Genomic DNA, 17,957 nt, shown 5'->3' with positions numbered 1-17,957 from the left:
GCCGAACCACCTTTTGCTCTCCTGCACCCATGTGCGGCTCGGAATACGTGACTGCATCTCGAGTAAGCTGCGGCAGACTCTCCGACCATGTCCCGTTGGGTGATCCGACTGTATGTACATGACCTGCCGTGAACGCCCTTCCACAAATAGTGGAGATACTTTGGATAGCTTGACGCGATAGTGGTTCGGAGGCTCGAATTTCCAGACGCGACTGAAAAACGTGAACTCGCCCTCTTTGCTCGATGCGTGGACTGAAGCTAGTGATTCCAATGAACTCGACATAGCGCTGCGGGTTACCCCGGCGTGGATAGCGCCAACGACTGTTCGCCGCCTCATACGGGACTGGGATGTCTGGCGTATCTAAGAACGAAAAGGCAACGCGCGCATTTGCTGATACCGGCGGTGTGTCGCCATGCAGTTCATTGCGAATCCACTCGCCAAGCTTGTAATAGCGCCCACCCTGCGCCCTTGAATAAGCAGCCGACGCGATTTGAAGKAGAGTGGTTTTTCCCGTACCGTTCACACCAGCGACCGCCACGACCGGCCACCCGAACTCAATCTCCGCATTGATTCCACGGATGCCGGCGACTCGCACCTTCTTAAGAGCGTTACCGAACAGGTTACGGCGGACATTCGCGTCGCGCCAAACTTCATCAGTCGCTTGCACAGCTGCGGCAACTTCCGCGTCAGTCAGCATTCCGCCCCCTTTCCCCTTTGTCTAATCGGTGATTATCCACCTATCGCCAAATAATAGCGTGAATGCAACTGAGAAACGCAGGACGCGATTGACTGGAGAAGTTGGGCTTCAAGGCGGAGGTTGAAGCCAGGTGTATGACGCTGGGATGGAGCAAGTCATGACTTTCTACGATGAATTCCGGGGCAGTGTCTTCTCGAAAGCGAAGCCGGACTAGCCAGGCGCATTTTCCGCCCGTACAGCCAGCCGGGCCACGGCCTCTATAAGCCGCTTGGCTGGTAGCCCGTCCCCTGCCCCATACGTCCCTGATACACCCGGTTCTGCATGCCCCATGAGGGCCATGCGCACATCAGCCGCGACACCAGCGGCCCGACACATGTCGGCAAACCCGTGCCGCCAGGAATGGAAGGTGATGCGCGTGTCAGTGATCTTGAGGGTCTTGCGCAGCAGCCGCCCGTATCGCTTCGAGAATGCGGCAGACACGATGCCATGCACACCCGGCTTGGCGGGGAACAGCGGACCATCGGGGCGCGTACTGGCCCATTCTGCGAACACCAACACCGGCACGGCCAGCGGCACCCATCGGCGGGAACCCTCGTTCTTGAGGCGCATAGCCGCGCCCTCGCCGTGCTCGCCCTCGTCGGTAATCATCAGGCCCGGCACGCCTTCCCGCTCTTGAACATCCTCGCGCCGTAGCTGATGCAACTCGTTCAGCCTGGCACCAGTCCAGCGGGCCAACCGGGGAAGCCAGTACATCGCCGGGTCGGATTCCTTCGCGCCATCGGTTGCAGCCATAACGGCCTTGACCTGCTCGGGGCTGTAAGGCTTCCGCAGTTCTACGGCCCGCTTGGGTAGCGGCAACTCCGCGCCCTCTGCCGGGTTCACGTCGATCAGGCCCCGCCCCTTGGCAACACCAAGCAGCAGACGGAGGAACCCAATCTTCTTATTGACGGTCGCCACGCTGGCCCCGGAGATCAGCCACTTGTCCCGGGTGGCAACGATGCTTGCTCGCGTTACTGCGTGAATGTCCGGGTCGCCTGCTTCGCGGACCGCTCGGCGCACAGCGTCCACGGTCTTGCTCGTCGGCTTTCGCTCTAGCTCCCATGTCGGGATAAGGGCCTCAAGATTCTGGCCCGAGGCAGCGGCCTTGCTGGATTGGTCCGCCATCGCTCCCTTAGGCGCTATGGCGGCCTTTACGGCGGGAGGTAGCGGTCCAATACCAGCCTCTGCTCTGCGACGCTCTACGATACCAATAACGCGCATCAGCTTGTCCGCTTCTTCCTCTGCGGCTTCCTCGGCGTACTCGTCCGCGATGTACAGCCCGGCTGCTTCTTGGTCGGCCAGTTCAGCCGCATCAATCTCTGCCTGCGTGACTTGCTGAGGCGCAGGGGCCGGGCCAGTCGAAACGGGGATCAGCTTGCCAGCAACGTCTACGAAGTCGGTGTCGTCAGGCCATGCTGCCGGGCCGGACGGCTCTGCCCTCATGGCCTGCCATTCGTCATCGAGTTCAACAGATACCTTGCGTGCCAGACGTTCGGCCTCGGGACGGTCCTTCGTGCCCAAGCTGCGGATAATCTCGCGCTTGCCGTTGTGCTGCTCGATGAGGTCTAGGGGAATCTTGCGGCGGAAGTAGTAGACGCTGCCGCGCTTCTGGATGTTGGTAGCCATCGGGTTCTCTACAGGTACGGGTGTAACACCTGCGCGGCATAGTGTACCGCTGGAACCACCCCACAAAAAACAAAACCCCGGAAGACCGCAATCTTCCGGGGTTCCGCCGCCAATACGATGTAGTGGCGGAGACGGAGGGATTCGAACCCTCGATCCAGGTTTTGGCCCGGATGCTCCCTTAGCAGGGGAGTGCCTTCGACCTCTCGGCCACGTCTCCCAAATCTGCCGTTGTGTGAGGGAGGCCACACAACGAAGCGCGTATTCTATCGGGCCAATTTCAATTGGTCAACGGTGATTCGATGACTAATTTAAAAAACTTGCACAGCCCGTTAGAAGCGCAGGCCGCAAGCGGCCTGCCTTGCATGGATCACGCCTGATCCAGCTCGAACACCTTATGCAGCGCGCGCACGGCGAGCTCCATGTACTTCTCGTCGATCAGCACCGAGATCTTGATTTCCGAGGTGGAGATCATCTGGATGTTGATGCCTTCTTCGGACAGCGTGCGGAACATCTTGCTGGCGATGCCGACGTGCGAGCGCATGCCCACGCCGACTACCGAGACCTTCGATACCTTCGGGTCGCCCGACACGCTGGCGGCGCCGATATGTGCCTTCACGCCATCGTTGAGGATGGCAAGCGCGCGCTGGTATTCGCCGCGCGGCACGGTGAAGGTGAAGTCGGTCTTGCCGTCGACGGACTGGTTCTGGATGATCATGTCGACGTCGATGTTGGCGTCGGCTACCGGGCCCAGGATCTGGTATGCGATGCCGGGCTTGTCGGGCACGCCCAGGACGGTGATCTTCGCCTCGTCACGGGCAAAGGCGATGCCGGAGATGACGGCTGCTTCCATTTCAGAATTTTCCTCAAAAGTGATCAGCGTGCCCGAGTGCATTTCTTGCTCGAGGGGCATCAGGGGGTCGGTGAGCGACGACAGCACGCGGGTCTTCACGCGGTACTTGCCGGCGAATTCCACCGAACGGATCTGCAGCACCTTGGAGCCCAGGCTGGCCATTTCCAGCATTTCCTCGAAGGTGATCTGGTCCAGGYGGCGAGCGTCTTCGACCACGCGCGGATCGGTGGTGTAGACCCCGTCCACGTCGGTGTAGATCAGGCATTCCTCAGCCTCGATGGCGGCGGCGATCGCCACGGCCGAGGTGTCGGAACCACCGCGGCCTAGCGTGGTGATGTTGCCGTTGTCGTCGATGCCCTGGAAGCCCGTGACCACCACCACGCGCCCGGCGTCGAGATCAGCCAGGATGCGCTCGTCATCGATGGACTCGATGCGGGCCTTGGTGTGGGACGAGTCGGTCTTCACCGGCACTTGCCAGCCGGTGTAGCTGATCGCGTCGACGCCCTCGCTTTGCAGCGCAATCGCGAGCAACGCGGAACTGGCTTGCTCGCCGGTGGCGGCCAGCATATCCAGCTCGCGCGGGCTCGGCTGCGCCGAGATTTCCTTGGCAAGGCCAAGCAAGCGATTGGTTTCGCCTGACATGGCCGAAGGCACCACGACTACGCGGTGACCTGCACGATGCCATTTGGCAACGCGCTTGGCGACATTCTTGATGCGTTCCGGAGAACCCATCGAAGTGCCACCGTATTTGTGAACGATGAGAGCCATCTGTTTGTCGACACCAGCAATTGTGCAAACCCTTGAAAATACACGAAGGGGAGCACCAAGGCAAGGTGTGGGCAGCTCGGACGACGGCCACGGCAAGTGGCGCGCGAGGAATATTGCGGGCGGAAAGCTGCCTGCCGAGGCTTACTCGATGGCCGCGCCCTGCCGGGGCGAACCAACCGGCTCGACCCACTCGACCCATTCGACACGCCAGCGCGGCGCGGCCGGCGCATCCGGCCAGCGCCGGTGCATGCCCMGGCCCGCCGCGAACACAAGCTGATCGCCCGACCACAGCAGCGGCAGGCGCGCACGCCGCGCCATCGGCACGCCAGCCTCCTGGTAGCCCTGCTTGAGCGCGCGCGCGGGCCCGCCCGGGCGCAGCACGATGCGCTCGCCGCCTTGGCGCGCGGCGAGGCGCAGGGGCCGGCGCAGCGCTGCCTCCGGCAGGCCGAAAGTATCGTCGCGCGTAAAGCGCAGTTCGCCGTGCCACGCAGGCACGGCCAGGCGTGCCTCGCCCTGCCAGTGCAGCGCCAGGTCTTCAGAGTCAATGGCAGGCCCCGCGCGGCGGGCCAGCACGCGCCCCCTGAATCGATGCAGCATCAGGGTCTCGTGCTGGATGGCAGGTTCACCGCCTTCATGCTCGATCAGTTGCGCGCGCATGGCGGACAGCCGCGCGGTGGACGGGGCCTGCGTGCCAAGCTCGCGCAGCCACAGGCGCAGCACGGCGTCGGCCTCGGCCGGCGGCAGCGCGCGCAGCCCGGCAAGATCGAGTTCAGCCAGCGTGCTGGTATCGCGCGGCGTGCGCACCAGCCCCGCCATCCATTGCGTAGCCAGCGCATCGAGCAATTCGCTGGCCTGCGCCAGGTGCGCGGCGGCTTGCGCCACGTTGGCGCGCAACGCGGGAAACGCCGCGGCCAGCGCGGGCATATGCTGCCTCAGCGCGTTGCGGGCAAATCGGGAATCGTCATTGGAAGGATCGTCGATCCAGGGGAGCGCATTCACAGCGCAGTACGCATCGATCTCGTCGCGCCCGACCTCGAGCCACGGACGCAGCAAGACAATCTGCTGCCTTGCCCCGAGCCTGCGCAGGCGCGGCATGCCGCCAAGCCCGGCCAGCCCGGCGCCACGAAACAAGCGCAACAGCACGGTCTCGACCTGGTCGTCCAGGTGATGGGCAAACAGCAGCAACGCCGCCCCGGCCTCGTCGCACATGGATTCGAGCGCAGCGTAGCGCGCGCGGCGCGCCGCCGCCTCCAGCCCTTCGCCCTGCCCCTGGCTGACCGAGACACGCTGGCTGTAAAACGGCAGTTGCCAGTCGGCGCACAGCGTCGCGCAGAACACGTCCCACTGGTCCGCCTCGGCCTGCAGGCCATGATGCACATGCAGCGCCACCACGCGCAGTGGCAGCGACGACGCCACCACCGCCGCACGCAGCGCGTGCAGCAGCGCGACCGAATCGCGTCCGCCGGAGAGTGCCACCGCCACCGTGCCTGCCCGTGCGCCGTCGCCAGAAACAACAAAGGCCGCACCGGCCTGAAGCGCCTGTGCGACCTTGTCGGTCAAGCCGGCGGACGGGTCAGCCCGGTGCGCCGGTTTCCTTGAACTTGCCATAGGCCAGCAGACGCTCATGACGGCGCGCCTGCAGCTCCTTCACGCTCATGCCCTGGAACTGGCGCAGCGAATCCGCCAGCGAACGCTTGAGCATGGCAGCCATGCCCTTGATGTCGCGGTGCGCGCCACCCAGCGGTTCGCTGACGATCTTGTCGATCAGGCTGAGCGCCTTGAGGCGGTGCGCGGTCAGGCCGAGGGCTTCGGCAGCTTCCGGCGCTTTCTCGGCAGTCTTCCACAGGATCGACGCGCAGCCTTCCGGCGAGATCACGGCGTAGGTGGCGAACTGCAGCATCTGCACCACGTCGCCCACGGCAATCGCCAGTGCGCCGCCCGAGCCGCCCTCACCGATGATGGTGGCGATCAGGGGCACCTTGAGGCCGGCCATGACGTAAAGATTGTGGCCGATGGCTTCGGACTGGCCGCGCTCTTCGGCGTCGATGCCGGGGAATGCACCCGGGGTATCGACGAAGGTGAAGATCGGCAGGCCGAACTTGTCGGCAAGTTCCATCAGGCGCTTGGCCTTGCGATAGCCCTCGGGCTTGGACATGCCGAAGTTGCGCAGCGCGCGCTCCTTGGTGTCGCGGCCCTTCTGGTGGCCCATCACCATGCACGCCTGCCCGTTGAAGCGGGCCAGGCCGCCCACGATCGACAGATCGTCGGCAAAGGCGCGGTCGCCGTGCAGTTCGTGGAAATCGGTGAAGATCTCCCGCACATAGTCCAGCGTGTAAGGACGCTGCGGGTGCCGGGCGATCTGTGCCACCTGCCATGGGGTCAGGTTGGCGTAGATGTCCTTGGTAAGCTGCTGGCTCTTGCCGGCCAGCCGCGAAATCTCTTCGGAGATATCGACAGCCGAATCGTCCTGCACAAATCGCAGTTCTTCGATCTTTGCCTCGAGTTCGGCAATCGGCTGCTCAAAATCTAGGAAGGTGGTTTTCATGAGACTCGCGTACCTGTCTGTGAAGGAGCGCATTCTACCGGAATTCGCCCACTAAACCGCAAGTCTGCGGATGCAGTCTCGCGCACTTCCATGCAAATTTTGCTACCTTCCAGCCTAATACGTCACAGGCAGGGGATCAAGACTGCGCCACATATACCAGGTGGCGACGGTGCGCCAGGGCTCCCAGTTGGCCGCCACCTCGCGCGCCTCGCTGCGCGTGACGGGCTCGCCACTGAAGTAATTTGCCGAGATGGCATTGATCAGGCCGACGTCATCGAGCGGCAGCACATTGGGCCGCATCAGGTTGAACATCAGGAACATTTCGGCGGTCCAGCGGCCAATGCCGCGGATCTGCGTCAGTTCCGCGATGACGGCTTCGTCATCCATCTCGGTCCAGCTATTCACATGGACGCGCCCTGCCTTGAAATGCTCGGCAAGGTCGACGATGTATTCCGCCTTGCGGCGCGACAGGCCGCAGGCGGCCAGGTTGTCGTGCCCCGCCTTGAGCATCTGCGCCGGCGTGAGCTTGGGACAGACCGCCACCAGCCGCTCCCACACCGTCTGTGCGGCCTTGACCGAGATCTGTTGCCCGACCACGGAGCGGGCCAGCGTGATGAACGGGTCGCCGCGCGAGATCAGGTGCGCGGGGCCGTAGGTGGGGATCATCTTGCGCAGGATGCGGTCGCGCTTCATCAGGTCGGCGCAGGCCTCGTCCCAGTAAGCCGGACGCATGGCATCCACCACCGTTTCGACCGGCAGGGGCAGCGCCTCGGCTTCCGGCAGCACGGGCGCCTTGGCCGCGCGCGCGCCGATCTTGAGGGCGGGCTTGCCGTCCGCCTTGAGCACCGGGCCAGGTGACTTGCCGGCGGCCTTGGCGGCCGCTTTCACAGGCTTGGCGACTTTCGCCGCCGGGCTTGCCTTCAGCGGCTTTGCAGGCAGTTTCACGGGCGCCAGCGGCTTGGCCGCGGGCTTGGCCTTGGTGGTCGCAGCAGTCTTGGACGGCGCCGCGGGCGTCGCCGTCTTGCGCACGGCAGCGTTCAAGCGCGCCTCCACTCGGTAGCACCGCCGGGCTTGTCTTCGAGAACCACGCCGCCCGCCAGCAGTTCGGCACGGATGCGATCGGCTTCGGCAAAATTGCGATCGGCCTTGGCCTGCTTGCGCGCCGCGATCAGCCCCTCGATCTGCTCCGGCTCCAGCCCATCGGCCGGCTTGCCGGCTTGCAGGAACGCATGGGCGTCGCGCCCCAGCAGGCCCAGCGTGGCGGCCAAGCCCTTGAGCTGGCGCGCCATCGCGCTGGAGCCGGTGCGATTGACTTGTGTACAGGCGCGTCAGCGAGTGACGGGCGTCTTCCAGGTGGACATTGCTGTAGTGCAGCGGGCTGCGGTAGTGCGCGCGCAGGATGAAGAAGCGCACCACCTCGGCGTCGTACTCCTTGAGCACGTCGCGGATGGTGAAGAAGTTGCCGAGCGACTTCGACATCTTCTCGTCGTTGATGCGCACGAAACCGTTGTGCATCCACAGGTTAACGAATGTCTTGCCGCTCGCGCCCTCGGACTGCGCGATCTCGTTCTCGTGGTGCGGGAACTGCAGGTCGGCGCCACCGCCGTGGATGTCGAAATGCTCGCCCAGCAGGGCGCAGCTCATCGCCGAGCACTCGATATGCCAGCCCGGGCGGCCCGAGCCCCACTTGGAATCCCACTTGCTTTCGGCGGGCTCGCTTTCCTTGGCGGACTTCCACAGGACGAAGTCGAGCGGATCGTGCTTGGCTTCGTTGGTGGCCACGCGCTCGCCGGCGCGCAGGTCCTCCAGCGACTTGCCCGACAGGCGGCCGTAGTTGGGAAATTTGCGCACGGCATAGTTCACGTCGCCATCGCTGGCGTGGTAGGCCAGGCCGCGGGCTTCGAGCTTGCTGATGATGTCGAGCATCTGCGGCACGTAGTCGGTGGCGCGCGGCTCGTGGTCCGGGCGCTGGATGCCGAGCGCATCGGCGTCTTCGTGCATGTAGCGGATGAAGCGGTCGGTCAGCGCGCCGATGGTCTCGCCATTCTCCGCGGCGCGGCGAATGATCTTGTCATCGATGTCTGTGATGTTCTGTACATACGTCACGTCGTAGCCGGCGGTGCGCAGCCAGCGCTGCACCATGTCGAATACCACCATCACGCGCGCATGGCCGACGTGACAATAGTCGTACACCGTCATGCCGCAGACATACATGCGTACACGGCCGGGTTCGATTGGCACGAAAGGCTGCTTTTCACGCGCGAGCGTGTTGTAGATATTCAGAGGATGCATGAAACGAGGTGAATGGATGAGGGATTGGCGCCATTGTCGCGCCATTCGCGAGACCGGCAACTTGCGCCAACGCAAAGCCTGGCGCGACCCATATCTTACCGGAAGCGCCCGGGCGCGGCAGGTCGTCGCCCGCCTTGCACCGCACCACGGACAAGCCGGCGCGGGCCTGGCCTGCGCAGGCCGGCGCGCMGATACCCGGGCCGGCATGGCCGCGCTTTGCTAGAATGCCGCGGAGTATAACGGACCGCCCATACATGAGCCTGTTCCTGCCCACCATAGCAACCGTGTCATCCCAGCCCGCGCGCCAACGCATTGCGGCCGCCTCATTCGCCCTGGCGGCGATCTTGGCCGGCCTTCTTGCCGTAGCGGGGCCTGCGCGCGCGCAGAACGGTCCGCTATCGCTCGCGGTGCCGGCCACGACACCTGGCGGCGTGCGCTCGGCCGACCCTGGCATGGCCGACGCCGAGAAGGCGGCGGCGCGCAAGCAGTATGGCGAGGCCATCGACCGCTTCGACCGCGTGCTGGCCACCAACCCGCGCAACGCCCAGGCGCGCTTCGAGCGTGCATGGGCCCTGGCCCAGGCCGGGCGCGAGGACGAGGCCATCGCGGCACTGCAATCCATGGCCCAGGACTTCCCTGAGTTGCCCGAGCCGCACAACAACCTGGCGCTGCTGTACGCCAAGCGTGGGGACTTGAAGCGCGCCGAAGCGGAATTGCTGATCGCGATCGATGTCAAACCCGATTTCGCCTTGGGCTATGCCAACCTTGGCGACGTCTACCGCCGCCTGGCCGAGAATGCCTACCGCAACGCACTGCGGCGCAATCCCAAGGATGCGGGCACCGCTGCCAGCCTCAAGCAATTGCAGCCTGCCGCGGYCACCCAGCCGCCGGCCGGCGGCACCGGCAAGCCAGGCGCGGCCGCCAGCGCGCCGGCCGCAGCGCCCAGGCCTTAACTACCTTGCCCAACGGGCCGGGCCGCCACCCTGCCCGGCCCTATCGTTTCCCCGATCCACGGAGTCAAGCATGATCTTTTCGCGTCGCCTAGTCCTTGCCGGCATCGCCGCCGCCGCGATGGCGCTCTCGCCGCTGGCCGCTCAGGCACAGCAGACGAAAACCGAACGGGTGCAGTTCGTCACCAGCGCCGGCAAGTTCACGCTCGAGGTCTATCCGGACGCCGCGCCCAAGACTGTCGCGAACTTCATGGAGTACGTGAAGAGCGGCTTCTATAGCGGCACCATCTTCCACCGCGTGATCAACGGCTTCATGGTGCAAGGCGGTGGCTTCGACCGCGACATGAAGCAAAAGCCCACGCGCGCGGCGATCCCCCTGGAAGCCCAGAACGGGCTGAAGAACAAGGCCGGCACGGTCGCCATGGCGCGCACCAGCGATCCTAACTCCGCCACCGCCCAGTTCTTCATCAATGTGGTGGATAATTCCAGTCTCGACTATCCATCGCCGGACGGTAACGGCTATGCCGTGTTCGGCAAGGTGGTGGAAGGCATGGATACCGTCGACAAGATGAAGAACGCGCCCACCACCTCGTATGGCCCGATGCGCAATGTGCCGGCCACGCCGATCGTGATCGAGTCGGCTACTGTCGTCAAATAACCGCCGAACAAACACCGAACAAAGGAACGCAAATGTCCAAGGTAGAGCTCCACACCAACCAGGGTGTCATCACCATCGAACTCGACGCTGAAAAGGCACCGAAGTCGGTTGAAAACTTCCTGTCGTATGTGCGCAAGGGTCACTACGACAACACCATTTTTCACCGCGTGATCAAGAACTTCATGATCCAGGGCGGCGGCTTCGAACCCGGCATGAAGCAAAAGGGCACCGATGCCCCGATCGAGAACGAAGCCGGCAACGGCCTGAAGAACGATCGCTACACGGTTGCCATGGCGCGTACCAACGCACCGCACTCGGCCACCGCGCAGTTCTTCATCAACGCGGTCGACAATGACTTCCTGAACTTCACCTCGCCGACCCCGCAAGGCTTCGGCTACGCCGTGTTCGGCAAGGTGACCGACGGTACCGACGTGGTCGAGAAGATCAAGGGCGTGCGTACCGGCAGCGCTGGCTTCCACCAGGACGTGCCGCTCGAAGACGTGGTCATCGAAAAGGCCGTGGTGGTCGAATAAGCCACGGGCCATCACCGGGACACGTTCCACCGAGCCCCGCGGGKTCGCACCATGACGTCAGGCCAGCTTCTCTTTCCAACCGCATGACTGTGACCCCATCCACGCCGGCCGCCGGCGCCCTCGCGGTGCCAGCGCCGGCGTGGTTCATTTCCGACCTGCATCTCACCCCCGGCATGCCGCGCACGCTGGCCTCCTTCGAGCACGTGCTCGAACGCGCGGCGCAAGAGGCGCGCGCCCTGTTCATCCTGGGTGATTTTTTTGAATTCTGGGTTGGCGACGAAGAAACCGACAGCCCCTTCGCGGCGCAGGTGGCCGCCAGGCTGCGCCAGCTTGCCGAACGCGGCGTCCAGGTCTACCTGATGCACGGCAACCGCGACTTCCTGCTGGGGCAGCGCTTTGCGCGCGCCGCGGGCGCCACCTTGCTGCCCGACCCCACCGTGATCGACTGCGCCGGCCAGCGCGTGGTGCTCAGCCATGGTGACATGCTGTGCACCGACGATGAGCGCTATATGCGGTTTCGCCACTGGACCCGCAAGCGCTGGGTGCAGCGGGTATTCCTGTCGCTGCCGTTGGCGGTGCGGCTGCGCGTGGCGCGCCGCCTGCGCGCCGATAGCGAAGCGGGCCGCACGCAGGCTCGCCGCGACGCACCGCCAGACTACGGCGACACCACGCCGCAAGCCGTGGCCGCGCTATTGCGCGCCAGCCAGGCGCCGGCCCTGGTGCACGGCCATACGCACCGCCCCGCCCGGCACGAGAGCCCGGAAGGCGTGCGCTGGGTGCTGACCGACTGGGACCTCGACGGCAAGCGGCCGCGCGCCGCCGTGCTGCAACTCGACGCGGGCGGATTCAGCGTGCTGCCACAAGTCAGCTGACGCCGGATCCCCCTCTGCGCTTCATCGACCTACCTCACCAACCTACCTCACCAACCTACTTCATCAACTTGCGCAGCTCGCTCGCGTCGAAGCGGTCGTTCGGCGTGTTCTCGAGATGCTCGCCCAGGCGATCCAGCGCGGCCATCACGGTCTCCAGCCGCTCGTGCTGCTGTGCCGCGTTGTCGATCAGGCTCTTGAGCGCCAGCGAGACCGGGTCGTCCGCGTTCGGCGTGATGCCATAGGCCGAGAACTCCTGCTTGGCGCCCTGCTGCCCGCTGGGTGCGTCCGGCAGGATGATGCGCGCCGGGATGCCGACCGCGGTGGCGCCCGGCGGCACCGGCTTGAGCACCACGGCGTTGGAGCCGATGCGCGCGCCGTCGCCGATGGTGTAGCCGCCGAGCACCTTGGCCCCGGCGCTCACCACCACGTTCGCACCTAGCGTGGGATGGCGCTTTACCCCCTTGTAGAGCGAGGTCCCGCCCAGGGTCACGCCCTGGTAGATGGTGCAGTCGTCGCCGATCTCGGCGGTCTCGCCCACCACCACGCCCATGCCGTGGTCAATGAACACGCGCCGCCCCACCTTGGCGCCAGGGTGGATCTCGATACCGGTGAAAAAGCGGGCCCAGTGCGAGATCCAGCGGCCCAGCCAGTGAAACCCTGCATTCCAGCAGCCGTGCGCGAAGCGATGGAACACCACGGCGTGAAAGCCGGGATAGCAGGTCAGCACCTCCAGACGGCTGCGTGCGGCGGGGTCGCGCCGCATGATGGCGTCGATATCTTCCTTCAGGCGAGTGAACATCTTGGTCGTGTCGTGTTGCCACGCCGTGCGCCGCGCGCCCTGGGTCAGGGCTGGCGCGATCGCCGGCATGGTCATTGGCCGGTGAAAACGGGATCAGGGAGTGTAAGAGATTTGCTGCCCTGCTGCCGCCATGGACATTGGCTGCAATGACGCTGGCCGCCGCGCGGCACATGTTGGACATGTCGGATCCGCGGGACGGGCAGCGCCCGCCATCAACATCGCTCGGGCACGTGCACCAGGCCGGTCATCAGGCGGCGCGCGCTGGTGGGGCGCAAAGGCAATGACCTACTAGCCGGCGCAAGGTAGTCGAGCACGATCCCTGCCGCCGCGAGCGGCAGGCCGTCCTCGGCAACATCGCCATCCTCGAGCGGATGGCCATTGCGGCAAGGCACGCGGGCAACGACGGCCTGGTCCACGTTCGGCAGCCAGATGCGCACGGTGGTAACGCTGTCGCGCGCTGGCACGAAGCCGCGCCAGACCGCGAACGGCGCTGCCGCCGCCAGCAGCTCGCCGCCATTGCCGGCCCAGTCGATCCGCGGCTCGCCGATGGCCACTGCGCCGAACAGGCAGTCCACATCGCAACCGGGACGCTGCGAGGGGCGCACCAGCACGACATGGCTGGTGCTGGCGGTGGCGCCACCCATGCCATCGCTCTGCCGGCCGTGCGGATCGGGCGAGCCGATCACGCGCAGCAGCACGGCATCGCGGCCGCCCGGATCAGTGGGCAAGTCGTCAGCCAGGAAGAAGACCCCTTTGCTGGTGCCGCCACGCATGTAGTAGGCCGGAATCTCCACCTGCTCACTTCTCCTGTTTGGTTGGCACCCGGGCGCCTTGGCCTTGCGCGGCTGCCAGCATGTGCTTGGCAATGCCCCGCAGGATATTGACTTCCTCGCGCTCCAGCCCGCTGCGCGCGAGCAGCCGGCGCAAGCGCGGCATCAGCTTCTTCGGGCTGGCCGGATCCAGGAAGCCGATGGCTTCCAGCCCCGACTGCAGATGGCCGAACATGGCCTCGATCTGCTCGGCCGTGGCCGGTTCGCCAGCATAGCCGATCTCGGCGAGCGGCGTCGCCCTCACCTCCAGCAGCGCCAGGCGCATCTCGTAGGCCACCAGTTGCACGGCCTGGGCAAGATTGAGCGAGGTGTAGGCGGGATTGGCGGGAATGTGGGTGACCGCCGAGCAGCGGTCGACCACCTCGTTGGGCAGGCCGAAGCGCTCATTACCGAACACGAAAGCAATGTGGGCGCCGGCGGCTTGCGTGGCTTGCGGGGTGGCTTGCAGGGCGGCAATGCGGGCGCCGGCCTGCGCCACCGCGTCGCGCGGCAGCAAACGGGGCGGCCCGAACTCGCGCTGGCGCGCGGTGAGTGCCACTGCGTAGGCGGTACCGGCCAGCGCGGACTCGATGTTGTCGACGATCACCGCGCCTGCCAGTACGTCGTCGGCACCGCTGGCCATGGCGATGGCATCCGGATGCTCGCGCACCGCCGGCTCACGTGGCGAAACCAGCACCAGACTGCCCGGCACGGCGCCGAAGCCCATGGTCTTCATGGCCCGCGCGACGGCGCCGACATTGCCGGGATGGCTGGTCTCGACCAGCACGAAACGCACCGCGGCGAACGCAGCGGGGGCCATCAGGGCAGCATCGGCTGCAGCCTCCGGAGCGATAGCGGAAACCGCCTGGCAAGGCGCGCCAGATGGCGGATCAAGGTCCGGGCCGGTCTGGGTGGCGGGGGCTGCGGCTGGGGCGCCGTTGGCGTCGGCGCTCGTCTGGTTCTGCGGGTTCATATACAATTCAGGCTTCATCTTCGGTGCGCCGCCCGTTTTATGCGGTAGCGTCGCGCCCGTTCTTCTACAATCCGTTGTGTTGTCAGCCGCCCCAAAGGGCAGCGCGCCGGCCTTTTGCGCCAGGCCGCGCACCCTTGGCCGGCCTGGAGAGATTCATGCATCCGATGCTAAATATTGCCGTCAAGGCAGCCCGCAAGGCAGGTTCCGTCATCAACCGCGCGTCGATGGACGTCGACCGKGTTCAGGTCTCCCGCAAGCAGCACAACGATTTCGTCACCGAAGTCGACCGCGCCGCCGAGGCCGCAATCGTCGAGATCATCCGCACGGCCTACCCGGATCACGCCATTCTAGCGGAAGAGTCCGGCCAGTCCTGGGCCGAGGGCGAAGAACCCACCAGCGAATACGTCTGGGTCATCGACCCGCTCGACGGCACCACCAACTTCATCCACGGTTTTCCCCAGTATGCGGTCTCGATCGCCCAGCTGCACAAGGGCGTGCCGGCACAAGCCGTCGTCTACGACCCGTCGCGTGACGAACTCTTCACAGCCAGCAAGGGCGCYGGCGCGTTCCTGAACAACCGCCGCATCCGCGTGTCGCGCCGCGACAAGCTGGCCGACTGCCTGATCGGCACCGGCTTCCCCTACCGCGACATGGAAGGCCTGGACCAGTACATGGAACTGTTCGCGCTGATGACGCAAAGCTGCGCCGGCCTGCGCCGCCCGGGTGCCGCGGCGCTCGATCTGGCCTACGTGGCCTGCGGCCGCACCGATGGATTCTTCGAGCAAGGCCTGCACCCGTGGGACATGGCCGCCGGCATGCTGCTGGTGACCGAGGCCGGCGGCCTGGTGGGCAACTACGCCGGCGAAGCGCGCCAGCTCGAACAAGGCGAAGTGCTGGCCGGCAACCCCAAGGCGTTTGCGCAGATGGTGCGCCTGCTGTCGCCGTTCTCGGTGGACAACGCCAAGCCAGCCCGCTAAGGATCCCGGCAACAACGCAGCGCGGCCGCCTGGCCGCGCTCAGCATGACGGGCGCGGCGGCGCCCCGGCAGGATGCCATATGCCGAGCGCCACGCCGCCCACGATCATCGCCATCGCGCCCGGCACCGCCCATAGCGGCATGGCGTAGGCCAGCAGCGCGATGGCATCGCGACGTGAAAGCGCTGGGATAGCCATGGCGTGCTGCCAGTTCAAGCATCCACCGCGACCGCCCTGCCCGGCATCGTCTCGCCGGCCGCCTCTGCCATCGCCTCGGTACAGACACCCAGCCCCCAGCTTCGCACATAGTCCGGCACGCTGGGCTGCATGCCATCCGGCACCGGCCGCTGCCCCTGGAGGCGCAACGGCAGCACGCCCGCCCACACCGGCAGCGCCATATCGGCCTCGTCATCCTTGGGCCCGCCGCTGCGGATCTTGGTGGCGGCCTCCTCCAGCCCGATGCGCAGCACCATGGTCGCCGCCAGCTCATTGGCATCCCCTGGCCGTGCTTCGCCCGAACGCCCCGCCRCAATGCGCTCCAGGAAGGCATCCATTGCCGCTGCCTTCGCTGCGCCAGCCACCACTTCAAAACTGCCGTAGATCACCGCCGAGCGGTAGTTCATCGAGTGATGAAACGCGGAGCGCGCCATCACCAGGCCGTCGAGGTGCGTCACGGTTACGCAGACCTGGCTGCCTGTCGCGGCCAGCTTCAGCATGCGGCTGCCGTTGGAGCCATGGATGTAGAGGTGCTCGCCCTCGCGCCAGCACGCGGTGGGAATGCAGTGGGTGMCGTGATCGTCGGTGAAGGCCAGGTGGCACAGGTACGCATCGTCGAGGATCGCATGCAGCGTCGCGCGATCGTAGTGGCCGCGATCGGCAACGCGCCGCACGCGGGTACGTTCGCTCGGCGGCATGGGTTTCTGGCTCATGGTGGCTCCTTGTCTTGAGCGGTGTGGGGTTGTGGGTGCCGCGCGGCAATTTCGCTGCGTTACGGCGATGCAGCCAAGATAGGGATTTCGTGGCACCATGGCTAGACCCAGTCGTGGCACGATTTTTAGAACCACGGAAACCACAGAAACCACGGAAGCGACGACATGGACTACGGCMTGCTGGTCTCGACCTTCATGCGCCAGCTCGATGGCCGCAAACTCACCCAGCAGCGGCTCTTGTACGAGTGCCTGCGCGGCGCCATCCTCGACGGGCGAATCGCCCAGGGCAGCCAGCTGATCGCCACGCGCACGCTGGCGGCGGAGCTCGGCATGGCACGCAACTCGGTGATCTACGCCTACGAGAGCCTGGCGGCGGAAGGCTTCGTGGTGCCGACGCGGCACGGCACCACGGTGGCGCGCGTGGGCCTGGCGCAGGCTGGCCACAGCGCGGGGGCGGTCAAGCGCGTCGCCGCGTTGTCGCGCCGCGTGCGCGGGCTGCCGCACGATGTCAACGGTATGTACGACCTGTTGCCGTTCGTGCCCGGCGTGCCCGACCTGGACGGCTTTCCGCTGGCCGCGTGGCGGCGCTGCATCGAACGCGCCTKGCGCCAGCTCGGCCCCCGCCATCTTGGCTACGGCAAGGTCGAGGGGCAGCCCGCGCTGCGCCACGCCATCGCCGAGTACCTGAAGGTCTCGCGCGGGGTGCGCTGCGACATGGACCAGGTCTTCATCACCGACGGCACGCAGACCAGCCTGGACCTGTGCGCGCGCATCCTGGCCGATGCCGGCGACACGGCCTGGATCGAGAATCCCGGCTACGGCGGCGCGCGAGCCGCCTTCCAGTCGGCCGGCCTCGTGCTCGAGCCCGTGGCGGTGGATGCGGACGGCCTGGCACCCCGCCCCGAGCAGTGGCGCGACGCACCGCCCCGGCTGATCTACATCACGCCATCCCATCAGTATCCACTAGGCTCCATTCTCAGCCTGGAACGGCGCCTCAAGCTCATCGAAGATGCCCGCGCAGCCGGTGCCTGGATCGTCGAGGACGACTACGACAGCGAGTTCCGCCGTGGCGGCGTGCCGCTCTCGGCCGTGCAGGGGCTGAGCGAGGATGCGCCGGTGATCTACCTGGGCACATTCAGCAAGACCATGTTCCCGGCGCTGCGCCTGGGCTTCATGGTGGTGCCGCGCTACCTGGCCGCGACCATCGCCGACACGCTTGGCGAAATCTCCCGGCGCGGCCACGTGGCCGAGCAGATCGCGCTGGCGGAATTTATCGACAGCGGCCAGTTCGCCCGCCACCTGCGCCGCATGCGCCAGCGCTACGGACAGCGMCGCGATGCCCTGGAGGCGGCGCTGGCGCGCCACCTGCGCGGCAGCGTGACGGTATCGGCCAGCGCTGGCGGCATGCACTTGTCCGCGCGCCTGGAACTGCCGCTTGCCGACACCGTGGTCACCCGTGCGGCCCGCGCGCAGGGACTGATCGTGCGGCCGCTCAGCACCTACCGCTTGCCCGGCACGCCGCTGGCGCAGTACAACGGCTTCGTGTTCGGCTACGCCGGCGTGCCGGCCGGCGCCATCGACGGGCTGATCGCGCGGCTGGCACAGGTGATCGACGCGCTGCTGCGCGAGCCGGTGCCGTAGCG

17 protein-coding genes, 1 tRNA gene and 1 pseudogene are annotated in these 17,957 nt (G+C 66.0%); 6 read left to right on the top strand and 13 right to left on the bottom strand.

The genetic code is table 11. From position 1 onward, the window contains the following. The 8 genes and pseudogenes from AC1DS3_RS12565 to cysS form a co-directional block, all read right to left on the bottom strand. A partial coding sequence (locus AC1DS3_RS12565) for an ATP-binding protein (protein ID WP_477127269.1) occupies nucleotides 1-697 on the bottom strand: 697 nt, incomplete at its 3' end. A 210-nt stretch (nucleotides 698-907) separates the two neighbouring features. After that, complete coding sequence (locus tag AC1DS3_RS12560; protein WP_441633748.1) at nucleotides 908-2,362, bottom strand: DUF6538 domain-containing protein; 1,455 nt, start codon at nucleotides 2,360-2,362, stop codon at nucleotides 908-910. A 123-nt stretch (nucleotides 2,363-2,485) separates the two neighbouring features. After that, a tRNA-Ser gene (locus tag AC1DS3_RS12555) sits at nucleotides 2,486-2,579 on the bottom strand. Between the two features lie 150 nt (nucleotides 2,580-2,729). After that, entirely contained in the window at nucleotides 2,730-3,980 is a 1,251-nt protein-coding gene (locus AC1DS3_RS12550) for an aspartate kinase (protein ID WP_477127268.1), read from the bottom strand. A gap of 141 nt (nucleotides 3,981-4,121) precedes the next feature. Then, nucleotides 4,122-5,588, bottom strand: a complete 1,467-nt coding sequence (tilS, locus tag AC1DS3_RS12545) for a tRNA lysidine(34) synthetase TilS (protein WP_477127267.1) — start codon at nucleotides 5,586-5,588, stop codon at nucleotides 4,122-4,124. Further along, nucleotides 5,554-6,525: an acetyl-CoA carboxylase carboxyltransferase subunit alpha gene (locus tag AC1DS3_RS12540; RefSeq protein ID WP_441633743.1), complete on the bottom strand. Its 972-nt coding sequence runs from the start codon at nucleotides 6,523-6,525 to the stop codon at nucleotides 5,554-5,556. The genes tilS and AC1DS3_RS12540 overlap by 35 nt, the downstream gene beginning before the upstream one ends. Nucleotides 6,526-6,639: 114 nt before the next feature. Beyond that, entirely contained in the window at nucleotides 6,640-7,191 is a 552-nt protein-coding gene (locus AC1DS3_RS12535) for a DNA-3-methyladenine glycosylase family protein (RefSeq protein WP_477127272.1), read from the bottom strand. A gap of 371 nt (nucleotides 7,192-7,562) precedes the next feature. After that, nucleotides 7,563-8,817: pseudogene (gene cysS / locus AC1DS3_RS12530) on the bottom strand (cysteine--tRNA ligase). 254 nt (nucleotides 8,818-9,071) lie between these two features. Between cysS and AC1DS3_RS12525 the strand changes: the two are divergent. The 4 genes from AC1DS3_RS12525 to AC1DS3_RS12510 all read left to right on the top strand — a co-directional run bounded on the left by AC1DS3_RS12525 (nucleotide 9,072) and on the right by AC1DS3_RS12510 (nucleotide 11,830). Beyond that, nucleotides 9,072-9,770: a tetratricopeptide repeat protein gene (locus AC1DS3_RS12525; protein WP_477127266.1), complete on the top strand. Its 699-nt coding sequence runs from the start codon at nucleotides 9,072-9,074 to the stop codon at nucleotides 9,768-9,770. 70 nt (nucleotides 9,771-9,840) lie between these two features. Then, entirely contained in the window at nucleotides 9,841-10,425 is a 585-nt protein-coding gene (locus AC1DS3_RS12520; RefSeq protein ID WP_006163145.1) for a peptidylprolyl isomerase, read from the top strand. Nucleotides 10,426-10,457: 32 nt separating this feature from the next. After that, nucleotides 10,458-10,958 carry a peptidylprolyl isomerase gene (locus AC1DS3_RS12515; protein ID WP_150983882.1) on the top strand — a complete coding sequence of 167 codons (501 nt, stop codon included), beginning with the start codon at nucleotides 10,458-10,460 and terminating at the stop codon, nucleotides 10,956-10,958. A gap of 83 nt (nucleotides 10,959-11,041) precedes the next feature. Continuing rightward, complete coding sequence (locus tag AC1DS3_RS12510; protein ID WP_441633735.1) at nucleotides 11,042-11,830, top strand: UDP-2,3-diacylglucosamine diphosphatase; 789 nt, start codon at nucleotides 11,042-11,044, stop codon at nucleotides 11,828-11,830. 55 nt (nucleotides 11,831-11,885) lie between these two features. On the opposite strand, the gene cysE is transcribed toward AC1DS3_RS12510, so the two are convergent. The 3 genes from cysE to AC1DS3_RS12495 all read right to left on the bottom strand — a co-directional run bounded on the left by cysE (nucleotide 11,886) and on the right by AC1DS3_RS12495 (nucleotide 14,258). Continuing rightward, nucleotides 11,886-12,629, bottom strand: a complete 744-nt coding sequence (gene cysE, locus AC1DS3_RS12505) for a serine O-acetyltransferase (RefSeq protein ID WP_441633768.1) — start codon at nucleotides 12,627-12,629, stop codon at nucleotides 11,886-11,888. A gap of 212 nt (nucleotides 12,630-12,841) precedes the next feature. After that, nucleotides 12,842-13,423, bottom strand: a complete 582-nt coding sequence (locus tag AC1DS3_RS12500; RefSeq protein ID WP_441633733.1) for a PrpF domain-containing protein — start codon at nucleotides 13,421-13,423, stop codon at nucleotides 12,842-12,844. 4 nt (nucleotides 13,424-13,427) lie between these two features. Beyond that, nucleotides 13,428-14,258 carry an RNA methyltransferase gene (locus tag AC1DS3_RS12495; RefSeq protein ID WP_441633766.1) on the bottom strand — a complete coding sequence of 277 codons (831 nt, stop codon included), beginning with the start codon at nucleotides 14,256-14,258 and terminating at the stop codon, nucleotides 13,428-13,430. A 308-nt stretch (nucleotides 14,259-14,566) separates the two neighbouring features. Between AC1DS3_RS12495 and AC1DS3_RS12490 the strand changes: the two genes are divergently transcribed. Continuing rightward, nucleotides 14,567-15,388, top strand: a complete 822-nt coding sequence (locus tag AC1DS3_RS12490; protein ID WP_441633731.1) for an inositol monophosphatase family protein — start codon at nucleotides 14,567-14,569, stop codon at nucleotides 15,386-15,388. A 39-nt stretch (nucleotides 15,389-15,427) separates the two neighbouring features. Here the strand turns inward: AC1DS3_RS12490 and AC1DS3_RS12485 are convergent, their stop codons facing one another. After that, nucleotides 15,428-15,583, bottom strand: coding sequence for a hypothetical protein (locus AC1DS3_RS12485; RefSeq protein WP_441633729.1), 156 nt, complete (start codon nucleotides 15,581-15,583; stop codon nucleotides 15,428-15,430). Nucleotides 15,584-15,597: 14 nt separating this feature from the next. Then, complete coding sequence (locus AC1DS3_RS12480) at nucleotides 15,598-16,314, bottom strand: pyridoxamine 5'-phosphate oxidase family protein (protein WP_477127265.1); 717 nt, start codon at nucleotides 16,312-16,314, stop codon at nucleotides 15,598-15,600. Nucleotides 16,315-16,479: 165 nt separating this feature from the next. Here AC1DS3_RS12480 and pdxR point away from each other — a divergent pair, with 165 nt between their 5' ends. Continuing rightward, nucleotides 16,480-17,955, top strand: a complete 1,476-nt coding sequence (gene pdxR, locus AC1DS3_RS12475; protein WP_477127264.1) for a MocR-like pyridoxine biosynthesis transcription factor PdxR — start codon at nucleotides 16,480-16,482, stop codon at nucleotides 17,953-17,955. Nucleotides 17,956-17,957 lie beyond the last annotated feature (2 nt).

The organism is Cupriavidus sp. 01L46 (genome assembly GCF_056399905.1).
Note: the sequence above shows the minus strand (reverse complement) of the source record. Positions and strands in the feature narration are given on the sequence as shown.